Genomic DNA, 14,395 nt, shown 5'->3' with positions numbered 1-14,395 from the left:
CAATGAACGAACAATGAACGAACAATGAACGAACCTAAGTAGAAGGTAAGTTAAAGCTAAGATAGACATAAAAAGAGAGTTATTAATAGATTTCAACATTGCCAAAGTTTTGAAATTTTAGCAAAACCCATACCGCAAAAGTAATAGCATACAAAGGATACCTCTACCCCACTCCTAATTAAAGGCTCTTCTGTTATTTTTGTGCATCAAATGGCATATTTGGCAAATAATTATTATCTTTGCCCCGACTAAGAAACTAAAAAACAAGGTTCAAGAATGATAAAACACAAGTATGGCAGAACACAAACCAGTTTGCCCACTGAAATTATTGAACTACTGAGCGACCAAGTGAGTAAAGAATTGGTATGTTCTATTCTTGACCCCTTCGAGTTCTACGACGAAAAAGATTCGCCTATGGCTCTTAAACTTATTGATGAACACATTCTTTTAGACGAGAAATAATGATTTTAGTAACTGGCGGAACAGGGCAGATTGGCAGTCGTTTACTTTTTCACCTTACCCAAAACAAGGCGCATAAAGTAAGGGCTATCTATCGCAGTACCCATTCGTTAGAAAAAATAGAACAGCTTTTTACAAAAGAATCTCCTAATGGAGCGGAACAATTCCGCTCTATTGAATGGGTAGAAGCCGATATAAGTAACATTCCTGCGCTCGAACAAGCGTTTGCGAATGTTTCTTTTGTTTTTCATTGTGCGGGCTTCATCTCTTTTCAGCCTAAGGATTTTGCTCAGCTAATCAAAGTGAATGTGGAAGGAACTGCTAATATCGTAAACTTGTGTATTGACTTTAAGGTAAAAAAGCTCTGCTATGTAAGTTCTATCGCTACGCTTTCGGCTTTGCCTCATACGCCTATTGATGAGGAAAACGACTGGAATAGTGAGGACTATAACACCGATTACGCTATCAGTAAAAACGGTGGCGAAATGGAGGTATGGCGTGGCTCACAAGAAGGATTGCCGGTGGTGATAGTGAATCCATCGGTAGTGCTGGGAGCTAACTTCTATGAGCAGGGCTCAGGCTTATTGTTTAAAAAAGTAGCTGATGGACTGAGATATTACCCCACAGGAGGCACAGGCTTTGTGGCGGTAGACGATGTAGTGCGTGCAATGATACAGCTACAGTTCTCTGAGGTTACGGGAGAGCGCTTTGTACTGAATACTGCTAATCTTAGTTATCAATTGGTTTTTGAAAAAATTGCGAAAGGTTTGGGAGTAAAAGCTCCAACCAAAAAGATTTCGCATAAAACATTACGTCGTTTGGCACGTTTAGACGGTTTTTTGAGTTTCTTTGGTATTAAAAAGCGAGCACTTACCCTCCAAACTGCCAATGCTCTTGGCTTGATAAGCACTTATAATGGTGATAAAATAAAAGAGTTTATCGATTTTCAGTACAGTGATATCGATGAAGTGATTCAAGAGATTTGTGCAAAATATCCGCTATGAGAAAATGGTTTAAATATCTTTTTAGAATACTTCTTTTCCCTTTGGCGTGTTTGTATGGTGCAATAGTTCGTCTGCGCCATTGGTGCTACAACGTGGGTATCTTTAAAGAATATACTTTTGCAGTACCTCCTACTATTTGCGTGGGCAATGTAGCAGTAGGAGGGACAGGTAAGAGCCCAATGGTGGAATACCTCATTAGGCGATGGCATAAACAGCGTAGAGTGGGCGTACTCAGTCGTGGCTATAAACGCAAGACAAGGGGCTTTATATTGGCTACCGAGACTTCTACGGTATTGGATTTAGGTGATGAACCTTTCCAATTTTGGTGGAAATTTAAGGATATTATCTTAGCTGTTTGTGCCAACCGAGTAGAAGGTGTGGAACGAATCCTCACCTTGCCTATGCCTCCTGAACTCATTATATTAGACGACGCTTTCCAACATCGCCCCGTAAAAGCAAAAATCAACATAGTGCTCACCGCTTACGGACATCTGTTTACTGACGACTGGCTACTTCCAATGGGGCGACTCCGCGATGTAGTAAGCCGAGTGCAACAAGCCGATATAGTGGTTGTAACTAAATGTCCCCCCTCATTGTCAGAAAAAGAACGTACTCAGCTCATAGCGCATTTACAGAAGCATTGCCTTTGTCCTATCGTCTTTGCAACCATTGCCTACGATAAGCAAGTATTTTCAGAGAGGGAAAACATATCTTTGACGACTTTCATTCAAGAACCTTTTACTTTGGTAACAGGCATTGCCAATCCGAATCCGCTACTTACATTCTTGAAAGAACAAGGGGCAGATTTTCAGCATTTAGCTTTTGCCGACCATCATCATTTTACCAAGAGAGAAATACAGCAATTGCAAGGCAAGCGAATCCTCACCACTGAGAAAGACTACGTGCGCCTGCAACCTCATTTGCAAGACTTGTATTACCTGCCTATCGCAATGCAATTCCTCACCCCCACTGATGAACATACATTTGGCACGGTTTTTGAAAATCTATAAACACGAAAAAATTACAAACTTTTATCAGTATGACAAGAAAACTCATCGCTATTGTAGCTTTTGTTTTGGTAGCTACTGCTACTCTTGAAGCTCAGGAAATTAAATGGATGACTTTTGATCAAGCTATTGCTGCTCAGAAGAAAAAACCTAAAAAAATATTTATTGACGTATACACTAATTGGTGTGGACCTTGCAAAATGTTAGCGAACAACACTTTTAAGAACAAAGACTTAGTAAAGTATGTGAACGATAATTACTACGCTGTAAAGTTCAATGGTGAAGGTAACGAAGTAGCGAACTACAAAGGACAAAAGTTTGAGAACAAAGGCTATGACCCCGCATTGGCTGAACGCCGTAACGCCACACACCCACTTACCGGCTATATGCAAGTACAGGCTTACCCAACGATGGTGTTCTTAGACGAAAATAACGATTTGATAACAGGTATCACCGGGTATATGTCGCCTACTCAATTAGAACTCTACTTGAAAATGTTTAACAACAATGATTACAAAAAAATCACTACTCAACAAGAGTTTCAAGTATATCAATCGAAGTTCAAACCTACATTTAAAAACTAATAAATACACTTTTTCATAAACACACGTCAAAAACTCTTGGCAGAATGTCAAGAGTTTTTTATTTTTTTACTACCTTTGCGGAGTAATTAGCAGATTATCGAAATTGGCAAATGGAAAGATTGAATTTATGGCAAAAATACTCATCATAGAAGACGAATCGGCAATTCGCCGTGTACTTACCAAAATATTGGTAGAAGAAAGCAAAGAGTACGAAGTAGAAGAAGCAGCTGATGGTGTAGAAGGCGTTGAGAAACTCAAAAAAGAGGACTACGACTTAGTGCTATGCGACATCAAAATGCCTAAGATGGACGGTATGGAAGTACTCGCGGAGGTCAAGAAACTCAAACCCGAAATCCCCTTTGTGATGATATCAGGTCACGGCGACCTCGAGACAGCAGTAAACGCAATGCGCTTAGGGGCTTACGACTATATCTCAAAACCACCTGATTTAAACCGCTTGCTCAACACTGTGCGCAATGCTCTCGACAAGAAGAAATTAGTGGTAGAAAATAAACACCTCAAAAAGAAGGTGAGCAAGAGCTATCAGATGATAGGAGAAAGTGCACCTTTGCAACAAATCCGTCAGATGATAGAAAAAGTAGCACCTACCGAAGCGCGTGTGCTCATCACGGGCTCTAATGGTACAGGTAAAGAGTTGGTAGCTCACGCCATTCATTACCAAAGCGAGCGCAGTGAAGCTCCGATGGTAGAGGTGAACTGTGCCGCTATTCCTTCCGAACTGATAGAAAGTGAACTCTTTGGGCATATCAAAGGGGCGTTTACTTCGGCGGTAAAAGACCGTGCAGGTAAGTTTGAGGCTGCTAACAATGGTACTATTTTCTTGGATGAGATAGGCGATATGAGTCTTTCTGCCCAAGCCAAAGTGTTGCGTGCGTTGCAGGAGAACAAGATTACCCGCGTGGGAAGTGATAAGGACATCAATGTAGATGTACGTGTAATAGCGGCAACCAATAAAGATTTAAAAAAAGAGATAGCCGAAGGTCGTTTCCGTGAGGATTTGTACCACCGTTTAGCAGTAATTCTCATCAGAGTACCTTCACTTAACGAACGCAGAGACGATATCCCACTACTTATTGATTATTTTTCAGCAAAAATAGCCGAGGAACAGGGTATTAGTCCAAAGAAATTTAGTAAAAAAGCAATAGAGCTTCTTCAAAAACAAGATTGGACGGGTAATATTCGCGAGCTACGTAATGTAGTAGAACGACTCATTATCTTAGGAGGCAAAGAAATCTCAGAAGATGATGTAAAAGCGTTTGCGGGAAAATAGTGCGAACTGCACTGGCACTTTAAATTAGGAAATAAGTAAGCGTTACAAAATCTTACCGATTAACTATGAACAAAATAAAAATCCTCTCTATAACTATTCAGAAATAAAAAATGACGGCAAGGAGTTCTCTCTACCGTCATTTTCTTTATATATAACTCTTCTTATAGAATAAGCATCGCATCACCGTAAGAATAGAATTTATATTTCTGCTCTACGGCTTCTTTATAAGCACGCATAATGAGGTCGTGCCCCGCAAAAGCTGAGACCATCATTAACAAGGTAGATTTAGGAGTGTGAAAGTTGGTAATCATTGCATTGGCTATACTAAAATCATATGGAGGAAAAATAAACTTATTTGTCCAACCGTCAAATGGATTTAGAAAACCATCAGATGAAACTGAGCTTTCCAACACGCGCATTACAGTAGTTCCTACCGCACATACACGTTTCTTATTTACCTTAGCTGTATTAATGATTTTTGTTTGACTTTCAGGAATATGTATTTCTTCACTATCCATTTTGTGCTTAGAAAGGTCTTCTACCTCTACAGGATTGAAAGTTCCTAACCCCACGTGTAAAGTTACCTCAGCGAAGGTAATACCTTTTATTTCCAAACGCTTCATCAAGTGCTTAGAAAAGTGCAAACCCGCAGTAGGTGCAGCAACAGCGCCTTCGTATTTAGCATAGATAGTTTGGTAGCGTTCTTCATCTTCAGGTTCTACCGGACGAGAGATGTATTTAGGCAGAGGTGTTTGTCCTAATTCTGTAAGATGTTGACGAAACTCTTCATAAGTACCATCGTATAGAAAACGAAGGGTGCGACCGCGAGAGGTAGTATTGTCTATTACCTCGGCTACCAATTCGGCATTTTTGCCAAAATAGAGTTTATTGCCTATGCGTATCTTGCGAGCAGGGTCTACAAGTACGTCCCACAAACGTTGTTCAGCACTGAGTTCACGCAACAAAAATACTTCTATCTTTGCCTTTGTTTTTTCTTTATTCCCATACAAGCGAGCAGGAAATACTTTAGTATTATTCAGTACAAACACATCTCCATCATCAAAATAGTCGATTACATCTTTAAATAGTCGGTGTTCGATTTCTCCTGTTTTACGATGTATTACCATTAAGCGTGCTTCGTCGCGGTTCTCACTGGGATACTCAGCTAATAGCTCTTTAGGAAGTTCAAAATTAAAGTTTGAAAGTTTCATATATTTTCTATATAATAATCATCAGTTTATAAATGGTATCCTAACTTTTATGCTGAATTTAGAACAATCAATATTGTTCTCCACCATAAATATCCGTAGATATACATTCAAGAAATAGACGCTAAAGAAGGGTAAAATAGAGATATAATAACAAAGGAAGATATACCTTATTCATTTCAAATAGCTATTGTATAAAAAGAAAAAGTCGGGATGACTGGACTCGAACCAGCGACCACACGCACCCCATACGTGTACGCTACCAACTGCGCCACATCCCGATTTTTAATTTCAGAGCGCAAAACTACTACCTTTTACAGAAACTACCAAATAAATAGATTAAAATATTTTACAACAAGGGCTATTTATTTGATATACTGAAAAGTCCTATTTTTCTATCTTCCCTAATGAAACTGTAAAGATTCCAAAATCATCTATCAGCATATCCTGCTTTTGCACTCCATTAAGAGAAAATATCCCGTCTAACTCTCGCTGACTACGGCGACGCATCACCCAATCATTCTCTTGATGACTTTTTAGTACAAAGGCTATCGTTTTGAGTTGTGGGTGCCACGGCTGTCCTGTATAAATCAAAAAACCGTTTTCTGAAATCGACACAACTCCCTTTACCGCCTCATTAGCTAATTTATTATCACCAAAAAGTTCAAAAATACCTGATATGATAGTGATATTAGGATTATAGTCCAAACTTGTGTAGTTATCGGCTTTAAAACAATTGTAGTTAGTGAATCGTATATCTTGAAAGCCTCTTTCTCTGACGGTTTGCTCCCCTTTTTCTATATTAGCTGGTAAAAACTCATTGATGACAATTTCTACCTCTGGGTACTTTTCTTTGATGTCAAACAAATAATTACCTACTCCTCCAGCAATATCAAGTATCTTTACTTTCTTCCCTTCGGCTTGCAAAGCTTGTATCGCTTTATCTACTTGCTCCAATAAGTGTGCTTTGCGTATACGTACGCCTCGCCACCCAATGGCATTGAGATAACTTTTGTCCATCAGTTTACCTATACCCCATTTCCCCTGAGGAATATTCTTGTAAACGTAATCCATTGAAGCTCCTGAATCAAATCCATATTCCAGTCCTATCGCCATTCCGCCACTGAGGTGTCCTAACTTACTCAGTGCCCATTTCTGAAATCGGTAATAGTACTTTTCTCTATTGGGAATGAGCTCGTATTGCATTATTTCGTACTCTTTTTGAGTAAAAGTATCGGGTTTCAAAGAAGGTGATGCAAGAGGTGTTTCAAAAGCTCTACTGATAAACCGTTCAAGTAATTTATATACCTCTTCTCTGCCTTGCTCAAACAAAATGCCGTGGTGGAATCCGTCTAAGGTAACAAATTCTTTTATTTCAGAAGATAAGTTTACATAGAATTGTTTCTGCTGCTTGTTAATCACCACAAAGTCTTTTTCAGCTGAAAGCAGTAGTGTGGGAATAGTAATAGCAGCGGCATCTTCCACCAATCGCTTACCTGCATTAGCTAAATCTATAAGCAGTTTCCCGTTGATAGACCGCGTGATAAACCTATCGGTATCATAGGCGCGTTGCTGTTCAGGGTCACGAGTGAGCATTTTAGACTTAACATAACTCTTTACAACAAGATTAGGTTTCACTTTTAGTGCTAATTCTATAGCTTGCTTGGCTAAGGGAACTATTAAATTGATTTCAAAAGCAGGTGCTAAAAGTGCCATTCCAGCAATACGTGGAGCAAAATCGTGTACCCAAGCCGATACAATCACCCCTCCTATGCTGTTGGCTACTACAAAAATATCCTCTTCTTGCACGTCGTATTCTTGTTGCAAAAACTTAGCAAAAGCATCTAAATCTCGTACTGAATCCATAAAAGCAGGCGATACTGAAGCTTTAGTATGCCCGTGTCCTCTCATATCAAAAGCAAAAATATTATAGGACGCAAACAGCGGGTGCGTAGCAAATTCCTGTAAGCGCTCACCGTACTCGTGACCGCGATGTATTACAATAAGTGTTTTTTGTTGAGGCTTGTAATTCCATTCGTAGAAGTATAACTCTGCCTCTTGATACCCCTTGAAAAAACCTGTATTCATCATCTTGTTATTTTATTGTGCAGGCAAAGGTACGCTTTTTAATGATAAAAACAATAAAAGTGAAGGATAATTACTTCATTAAATTAATATTTAAGAAGTATATAATAACAAAAAAATCACTACCTCTCTTCGTAAGTAGTGATTGAAGATTGTACTCGGAGCGGGACTTGAACCCGCACAGGCATTACTGCCCACTGGATTTTAAGTCCAGCGTGTCTACCGATTCCACCATCCGAGCCTTCTATGATAAACATAAAAAAAGAGCGAAAAACGGGGTTCGAACCCGCGACCTCAACCTTGGCAAGGTTGCGCTCTACCAACTGAGCTATTTTCGCTTATTTCTTTTTCAATAAATTTGCAACTGGCTTTTCCCTTATTTGCGGTTGCAAAGGTACAACAATTATTCATTCCTGCAAATTTTTTGAATACTTTTTTTATAACTTTTTTATACTACTATTATAACCTACATTCTTTCAGGAACTTGTATACCTAGCATTTTAAAAGACTCTGCTATAATTTCTCCTATTTTCTTGCTCAACATTACCCTAAAATCACGCTTGCTCTCCTCTTCCTCTCCCAAAATCGATACATTTTGGTAAAACGAATTAAAGTCTTTTACCAAATCATACACATAATTGGCAATAATAGCAGGACTATAACTATCAGCAGCATCTTGTACAACCGATGGAAATAGGGTGATGCTCTTTAGCAAAGCCTTCTCTTTCTCGTGTAAACCATTAACTTTTTCTACCGCTACCTCATTCCTACCTCCCATTTCAGTATACTTGCGCATAATCGACTGGATACGAGCGTAAGTGTATTGTATAAACGGACCTGTATTTCCTTGAAAATCGATAGACTCTTTAGGGTCAAACAAAATGCGCTTCTTGGGGTCTACTTTTAATATATAGTATTTTAAGGCTCCCAAACCTATGGTGTGATACAAGGCTTCTTTCTGCGTTTCGGTATAACCGTCGAGTTTACCGAGTTCTTGTGAAATCTCTTTGGCGGTTTGCTCCATTTCAGCAATAAGATCATCGGCATCTACTACGGTGCCCTCGCGACTTTTCATCTTACCACTGGGCAAATCTACCATACCATAGCTCAGGTGATACAAGTGTGATGCCCAATCGTAACCCAACTTTTTCAGGATAAGAAAAAGCACTTTGAAGTGATAATCTTGCTCGTTACCTACCGTGTACACCATTCCTTTTACATCAGGATAGTCCTTCACACGCTGGGTAGCAGTCCCCATATCTTGCGTCATATAAACCGACGTCCCATCAGCACGAAGCACCAACTTCTCATCTAAGCCATCGGCGGTAAGGTCACACCAAACTGAACCATCTTCTTTCTTGAAGAACACACCTTGCTCCAAACCGCGTTCCACAATGTCTTTCCCTAACAAATAGGTATTGCTCTCGTAGTAATACGAATCAAAATCAACACCTAAATTCTTATAAGTAACGGCAAAACCATCGTATACCCAGCCATTCATCTGTTTCCAAAGTTTTATTACTTCGGGGTTGCCCGCTTCCCATTGGCGAAGCATCTCTTGGGCTGCTACAAATATAGGAGCTTGTTTTTCCGCTTCTTCTTTGGTCTTCCCTTGTTCTACTAATTGCTGTATTTCAGCTTTGTACGCCTTATCAAACGCCACATAGTAATTCCCTACTAATTTATCACCCTTCAACCCTGTATTTTCAGGAGTCTCACCATTGCCAAAACGTTGCCACGCCACCATCGATTTGCAAATGTGTATCCCCCTATCGTTGATGATTTGGGTTTTATACACCTTATGTCCAGCTGCTTTTAAGATTTCAGCTACCGAATACCCTAAGAGGTTGTTGCGGATATGCCCTAAGTGCAACGGTTTATTAGTATTAGGCGATGAGTATTCCACCAAAATAGCCTCTTTGCTATTAGGCGTTGCCAAACCAAACTGAGGATTATTCTTCACTTCTTTTAAAAAGTCGATGTAGTAACTATCAGCAATTACAAGATTTAAAAAGCCTTTAATCACATTGAAGTCAGTTACCAAATCACCTGCTTTCTCTTTTAAGTACCCTCCTATTTGTTCTCCTATCTGCACAGGATTACCTTTGATATGACGCAATAGCGGAAACACCACAAGAGTAATATCGCCCACAAACTCTTTTTTAGTCTGTTGCAATTCAACGCTTTCTAAGCTCACACCATACAGTTCCTGTACAGCTTGTAATATATGTTGTTTAAGGGTATCGTTTAAGTTCAACATTTGCAAATTCTTTCTTTTGAGAGGGCAAAGGTACAAATAATTTAATATATAAAAACATTTTGCTTTCAGTTTTATTCCCAGCGCCCACCTTCTTATCCTCATCTTTTCCTCACTTTATCCCCTTTCTCCTTTTAGTTATCTTTCGTTATTAACCCACTATTGAGCCACTGTAGACCCACTGTAGACCCACTGTAGACCCCCTGTAGACCCACTGTAGACCCACTGTAGACCCACTGTAGACCAACTGTAGACCCACTGTAGACCCACTGTAGCCCCACTGTAGACCCACTGTAGACCCACTGTAGACCCCCTGTAGACCCACTGTAGAGCCACTGTAGACCCACTGTAGACCCACTGTAGAGCCACTGTAGAGCCACTGTAGAGCCACTGTAGAGCCACTATAGACCCACTATAAAACCACTGTAGACCCACTATAAAGCCACTCATTGTTCGACTATCTTATAAGCTTTGTATAATCCTCTTCCAATTCCACCATTAATCATTAACCATTAACCACTCGTTTAGCTCGCACCTAATCTACTAATTTACCGACCATTATCCCACAACTCAAATAAAATGTTAAAATTTTTCTAATAAAAATTTGGTAGTTACAAAAAAAGAGAGTACCTTTGGCTCGCTTTTTAAGACATTTATTGGGCAATGAACTTTCCATCTGATTTAAAATACACTAAAGAACACATATGGGTGCGCATCGAAGGTGATATAGCCACAGCAGGTATTACCGATTTTGCACAACACCAATTAGGCGACATTGTGTATGTAGAAGTAGAAACCATAGGCAATACCCTTAATGAAGATGAAATATTTGGCAGTATCGAAGCCGTAAAAACAGTATCCGATTTATTTATGCCCCTCACGGGCGAAGTAATCGCGTTTAATGAACCGCTAAACCAAAAACCTGAGAAAGTAAATACCGACCCATATGGCAAAGGGTGGATAATACAACTGAAAATAAGCGATATTACCCAGTTAGATAATCTACTCTCAGCCGAAGCGTATAAAACCCTGATAAATGCTTAAAAAATACAAATACATTTTGTTATGGGGTATATGGACGATAGCTATTATCACTCTAAGTCTTATCTCATCCAGCGAAATGCCCAAAGCACCTCGCATTCCCTATTTAGACAAAGTTGCTCATTTCAGCTTCTATTTCGGTTACACAGTACTGTTTATATTAGCATTTAGAAGTAAATTATGGGCAGTAATCACCGCCTTATTTTTAGGCGCAACAATGGAAATATTACAAGGCTTACTCACCACTACTCGCTCTGCCGACTATATTGATATGCTCTTCAATACATTTGGCACAGTTGTTGCTCTACTGTTTATGAGAAAGTATGAAAAGCTTTTCAGATAAAAAGTATATTTAATAACCTTTTAAAAGAAAATCATTATGCAACCTAAAAAAAATCCGAAAGCCGATTTGGCAAAAAGTAGCGGATTGTTCTTTGCCATAGGATTCGCTCTTGTATCAGCCCTTACCTTATGGGGGTTCGAAACAAAAGTGTATGACAAAAGCGTTCAAGACAACCGTACGTCAGATGTGGATAAGGCTCTTGACGAAAATCAAGAGAACTACACAATGGAGACCCCTCCTGAAACTCCACCACCTCCACCACCTCCAGCCCCTACAGCGGTAGAGGAAGTAAAAGTAGTGGAAAACGATACTAAAATCGAAGAACAAGTAATTGGTACTACTGAAACTACTAAAAATGAGCAAATAGCTAAAGTAGAAGAAATTAAACAAACTGTAGTAGAAGAAGCTCCTGATGTAGATGTGCCTTTTACTATTATCGAAGATAAACCTATGTTCGAAGCTTGTAAAAACGTTCCTAAAGATCAACAAATGAAATGTTTTCAAGAAAACTTGAACAAACACGTAGTAAAGAACTTTAGCTATCCACAAGCCGCTGCCGAAATGGGTATTCAAGGAAAAGTATTTGTAAACTTCCGTATCAATACCGATGGTTCTATTACCGTTTTAGGAGTGCGTGGTCCCGATAAAATTTTGGAAGATGATGCTAAGAAGCTCATTATGAAACTTCCTAGACTTATCCCTGGTAAACAACGTGGTAAACCTACACCAGTTACCTTTGCTTATCCTATCAACTACAAATTACAAAACAACTAAAAAACAAAAGCCAATAGCATTTTACTATTGGCTTTTTTATTTAACGTCAGTCGGATATATACAATACTGATTTACAGCTTTTACAATGTAATCTGTGAAATCTAATAACGAAGATAGTCATCTGTGGATTTTTGTTCCATAATATTAAAATCTATTTGTGTCTAAATCTGTGTAATCTGTGCGAGACTTTCAGGCTACTTGTCGCCTATTTGTTTGATTTGTATAGATTTGTAAGATTTCTGTAGCGTAAGCTACACTTTTCTTACGTCAAACTCACGTTATTAAATAATTCTACATTTATAGTTAAGCAAAAATGATTCGCAAATGTTTGTAGAGTCAAAGTCTTCAAGAACTGAATATGCAAAGTAATTCGCATTTCTTAAGTAATCAGTCTTAATCTTAACTTTTAACTAATCGCTCCACAACACTTCTATCATTCGCCAATCGTTGTATTTTATTCTGTCCGCCGAGCTTTCCTTGCGACTTCATATAAGAGGCAAAACCGCCTTCGGGGACTTCGGTAATTTTGAGCGGTTGGAGTACTTTCCCTTGTATGAGGTCGTAGTAGTACATATTCTGTTTTTGTAACGCCTCATCTATCACTTGGGCAAAGCGTTTCATATCAGTAGGTTTTTGCTCAAATTCTACAAACCACTCGTGATAAGGCAATTCACCCCCTACCGGATTTACCTGAGGAGCAACCGTAAACTCTGTGATACGTGCTCCTGTAGCCTCTAACCCCTCGCGCATTGCCTCTTCCACTTCTTTACCAATCACGTGTTCGCCAAAAGCCGAAATAAAATGCTTAATGCGCCCCGTAACTACTATACGGTAAGGCGCAAGCGAAGTAAATTGCACCGTGTCGCCTATGTTGTAACCCCAAAGTCCGGCATTGGTAGATATAATGAGCGCATAATTTACCCCCAATTGTACGTCCTGCAAAGCCACTCGTTTGGGAGCATCACTGAAGAAAGTATCAGCTTCTACGAACTCGTAAAAAATCCCCGAATTGAGCAGTAGGAGCATTCCTTTCTCTGTTTGACTATCTTGATAGGCAAAGAATCCCTCGCTGGCGGGATAGAGTTCTATGCTATCCACTTTGCGCCCGATGAGGTGCTCAAATTGTTGGCGATAAGGCTCGTAGTTCACCCCTCCATAAATAAACAAGTTGAAGTTAGGAAACAGTTTTCCTATCTTGATACCTGAGCGCGTGTATAACCGCTCGAAGTACATCAGCACCCACGAAGGTATCCCGCTGATGAGAGTCATATTTTCAGAAAAAGTTTCGGTAACAATCGCTTCTACTTTGGTTTCCCAATCTTCTATACAGTTAGTTTTGTATGACGGCATACGATTGCGCTGCAAATAAGCAGGCACATAGTGTGCCACGATGCCCGAAAGTCGCCCTGTTTTAATGCCGTGTTTTTCACCTAAAATAGGACTTCCTTGCAAGAAAATCATCTTTCCTTCTACAAAATCGGCTTTTTTAGTCTCGTGTATATAACATAAAATCGCATCACGTGCTGCCTGAATATGGAAGGGCATCGAGTCTTTGGTAATAGGGATATACTTTGCCCCGCTGGTAGTTCCTGAAGTCTTGGCAAAATAGAGCGGTTTGCCTTTCCATAGCACATCTTTTTCGCCTTCCACTACCCTATCGATATAAGGGCGCAAGACTTCATAATCGCGTATAGGTACGCGAGCCACAAAATCTTCATACGTTTGGATTTCCTCAAAATGATGGTCACGCCCAAAAGCCGTATTTTTGGCTTGTTCTATAAGCGACTGGAATACTTTTTGTTGTGTGTCTATTGGAGCTTTAGCCCAGCGGTCTATCTTTTTTTTAATGATAGAGGCAAATATTTTGGATATATATGATTTAATCATAATGAAGTCTGTTTGACCCCGCAAAGATACTACTTTTTTTAATTTGCAATACGATAAGTATTAATTTTATAACAAAGCGCCCATTCTACCATCAAGTGCAATTTTTCAGATTACTTTCTGATAGAATAAATCTTTTGGTTTTTCAAAGTCTAATACTTTCTGTCGTCCTACGACCTTTATTAAAGTCTGAAACACAAGCACCTCTCCTTCCAGAACCCTTTCATTTTTCTCCACTTCTCCTCACTAATTTACCTATTTGCCAATTCGTATTGCCTGTCGTGCTACGACTGCCCGTGTGGCTCGCTCCTACCTGTGTGGCTCATACTGTCTTACCTTTGTTTTTGCATCGCCACACTCCCTTTTCACAGTATGGACTTTCCCAAAATTTCAGACTTTCCCAAAGCTGAAAACTCCCAATAGGCTCTTTCTTACCTCCATTATATCCTTAATTTAAA

12 protein-coding genes and 3 tRNA genes are annotated in these 14,395 nt (G+C 39.5%); 8 read left to right on the top strand and 7 right to left on the bottom strand.

What is annotated here, in order from left to right:
- Positions 1 to 276: 276 nt before the first annotated feature.
- The 5 genes from HMPREF9078_RS00555 to HMPREF9078_RS00535 all read left to right on the top strand — a co-directional run bounded on the left by HMPREF9078_RS00555 (position 277) and on the right by HMPREF9078_RS00535 (position 4,345).
- Positions 277 to 462: a hypothetical protein gene (locus HMPREF9078_RS00555; protein WP_009417906.1), complete on the top strand. Its 186-nt coding sequence runs from the start codon at positions 277 to 279 to the stop codon at positions 460 to 462.
- Positions 462 to 1,463 carry an NAD-dependent epimerase/dehydratase family protein gene (locus HMPREF9078_RS00550; protein ID WP_009418763.1) on the top strand — a complete coding sequence of 334 codons (1,002 nt, stop codon included), beginning with the start codon at positions 462 to 464 and terminating at the stop codon, positions 1,461 to 1,463. The genes HMPREF9078_RS00555 and HMPREF9078_RS00550 overlap by 1 nt, the downstream gene beginning before the upstream one ends.
- Positions 1,460 to 2,473 carry a tetraacyldisaccharide 4'-kinase gene (lpxK, locus tag HMPREF9078_RS00545; protein WP_009418762.1) on the top strand — a complete coding sequence of 338 codons (1,014 nt, stop codon included), beginning with the start codon at positions 1,460 to 1,462 and terminating at the stop codon, positions 2,471 to 2,473. The genes HMPREF9078_RS00550 and lpxK overlap by 4 nt, the downstream gene beginning before the upstream one ends.
- 29 nt (positions 2,474 to 2,502) lie before the next feature.
- Positions 2,503 to 3,054, top strand: coding sequence for a thioredoxin fold domain-containing protein (locus HMPREF9078_RS00540; protein WP_002673044.1), 552 nt, complete (start codon positions 2,503 to 2,505; stop codon positions 3,052 to 3,054).
- A gap of 127 nt (positions 3,055 to 3,181) precedes the next feature.
- Entirely contained in the window at positions 3,182 to 4,345 is a 1,164-nt protein-coding gene (locus HMPREF9078_RS00535) for a sigma-54 dependent transcriptional regulator (RefSeq protein WP_034542450.1), read from the top strand.
- 161 nt (positions 4,346 to 4,506) lie between these two features.
- Here the strand turns inward: HMPREF9078_RS00535 and queA are convergent, their stop codons facing one another.
- From queA to argS, 6 genes are all read right to left on the bottom strand, one after another.
- Positions 4,507 to 5,556, bottom strand: a complete 1,050-nt coding sequence (gene queA, locus HMPREF9078_RS00530) for a tRNA preQ1(34) S-adenosylmethionine ribosyltransferase-isomerase QueA (protein WP_009418760.1) — start codon at positions 5,554 to 5,556, stop codon at positions 4,507 to 4,509.
- Between the two features lie 205 nt (positions 5,557 to 5,761).
- A tRNA-Pro gene (locus HMPREF9078_RS00525) sits at positions 5,762 to 5,834 on the bottom strand.
- A 106-nt stretch (positions 5,835 to 5,940) separates the two neighbouring features.
- On the bottom strand, positions 5,941 to 7,641 hold the full coding sequence (locus HMPREF9078_RS00520; RefSeq protein ID WP_034542400.1) for a bifunctional alpha/beta hydrolase/class I SAM-dependent methyltransferase: 1,701 nt from the start codon (positions 7,639 to 7,641) through the stop codon (positions 5,941 to 5,943).
- A 152-nt stretch (positions 7,642 to 7,793) separates the two neighbouring features.
- A tRNA-Leu gene (locus tag HMPREF9078_RS00515) sits at positions 7,794 to 7,879 on the bottom strand.
- Positions 7,880 to 7,903: 24 nt separating this feature from the next.
- Positions 7,904 to 7,976 (bottom strand) — tRNA-Gly (locus HMPREF9078_RS00510).
- Between the two features lie 128 nt (positions 7,977 to 8,104).
- The gene (gene argS, locus HMPREF9078_RS00505) at positions 8,105 to 9,898 is read right to left on the bottom strand and encodes an arginine--tRNA ligase (protein ID WP_034542397.1); all 1,794 of its coding nucleotides are present in this window, start codon (positions 9,896 to 9,898) and stop codon (positions 8,105 to 8,107) included.
- 660 nt (positions 9,899 to 10,558) lie between these two features.
- Between argS and gcvH the strand changes: the two genes are divergently transcribed.
- Genes gcvH through HMPREF9078_RS00485 form a run of 3 tightly spaced genes read left to right on the top strand, consistent with a single transcriptional unit; the run spans position 10,559 to position 12,053 of the window.
- Positions 10,559 to 10,939, top strand: coding sequence for a glycine cleavage system protein GcvH (gene gcvH, locus HMPREF9078_RS00495; RefSeq protein WP_009418756.1), 381 nt, complete (start codon positions 10,559 to 10,561; stop codon positions 10,937 to 10,939).
- The gene (locus HMPREF9078_RS00490) at positions 10,932 to 11,279 is read left to right on the top strand and encodes a VanZ family protein (protein ID WP_009418755.1); all 348 of its coding nucleotides are present in this window, start codon (positions 10,932 to 10,934) and stop codon (positions 11,277 to 11,279) included. The genes gcvH and HMPREF9078_RS00490 overlap by 8 nt, the downstream gene beginning before the upstream one ends.
- Positions 11,280 to 11,315: 36 nt before the next feature.
- Positions 11,316 to 12,053 (top strand): energy transducer TonB, encoded by a 738-nt coding sequence (locus tag HMPREF9078_RS00485; RefSeq protein WP_009418754.1) that lies wholly within the window; start codon positions 11,316 to 11,318, stop codon positions 12,051 to 12,053.
- A gap of 399 nt (positions 12,054 to 12,452) precedes the next feature.
- Here HMPREF9078_RS00485 and HMPREF9078_RS00480 read toward each other — a convergent pair whose 3' ends face one another.
- Entirely contained in the window at positions 12,453 to 13,940 is a 1,488-nt protein-coding gene (locus tag HMPREF9078_RS00480) for a GH3 auxin-responsive promoter family protein (protein WP_009418753.1), read from the bottom strand.
- Positions 13,941 to 14,395: the final 455 nt, after the last annotated feature.

The sequence above is a fragment of the Capnocytophaga sp. oral taxon 380 str. F0488 genome (genome assembly GCF_000318255.2).
GTDB lineage: Bacteria > Bacteroidota > Bacteroidia > Flavobacteriales > Flavobacteriaceae > Capnocytophaga > Capnocytophaga ochracea.
Note: the sequence above shows the minus strand (reverse complement) of the source record. Positions and strands in the feature narration are given on the sequence as shown.

What these genes read in the sequence shown, in the direction of transcription:
- HMPREF9078_RS00555 (WP_009417906.1), top strand. Translation starts at nt 277, where the DNA reads ATGATAAAACACAAGTATGGCAGAACACAAACCAGTTTGCCCACTGAA.
- HMPREF9078_RS00550 (WP_009418763.1), top strand. Translation starts at nt 462, where the DNA reads ATGATTTTAGTAACTGGCGGAACAGGGCAGATTGGCAGTCGTTTACTT.
- lpxK (WP_009418762.1), top strand. Translation starts at nt 1,460, where the DNA reads ATGAGAAAATGGTTTAAATATCTTTTTAGAATACTTCTTTTCCCTTTG.
- HMPREF9078_RS00540 (WP_002673044.1), top strand. Translation starts at nt 2,503, where the DNA reads ATGACAAGAAAACTCATCGCTATTGTAGCTTTTGTTTTGGTAGCTACT.
- HMPREF9078_RS00535 (WP_034542450.1), top strand. Translation starts at nt 3,182, where the DNA reads ATGGCAAAAATACTCATCATAGAAGACGAATCGGCAATTCGCCGTGTA.
- queA (WP_009418760.1), bottom strand. Translation starts at nt 5,556, where the DNA reads ATGAAACTTTCAAACTTTAATTTTGAACTTCCTAAAGAGCTATTAGCT.
- HMPREF9078_RS00520 (WP_034542400.1), bottom strand. Translation starts at nt 7,641, where the DNA reads ATGAATACAGGTTTTTTCAAGGGGTATCAAGAGGCAGAGTTATACTTC.
- argS (WP_034542397.1), bottom strand. Translation starts at nt 9,898, where the DNA reads ATGTTGAACTTAAACGATACCCTTAAACAACATATATTACAAGCTGTA.
- gcvH (WP_009418756.1), top strand. Translation starts at nt 10,559, where the DNA reads ATGAACTTTCCATCTGATTTAAAATACACTAAAGAACACATATGGGTG.
- HMPREF9078_RS00490 (WP_009418755.1), top strand. Translation starts at nt 10,932, where the DNA reads ATGCTTAAAAAATACAAATACATTTTGTTATGGGGTATATGGACGATA.
- HMPREF9078_RS00485 (WP_009418754.1), top strand. Translation starts at nt 11,316, where the DNA reads ATGCAACCTAAAAAAAATCCGAAAGCCGATTTGGCAAAAAGTAGCGGA.
- HMPREF9078_RS00480 (WP_009418753.1), bottom strand. Translation starts at nt 13,940, where the DNA reads ATGATTAAATCATATATATCCAAAATATTTGCCTCTATCATTAAAAAA.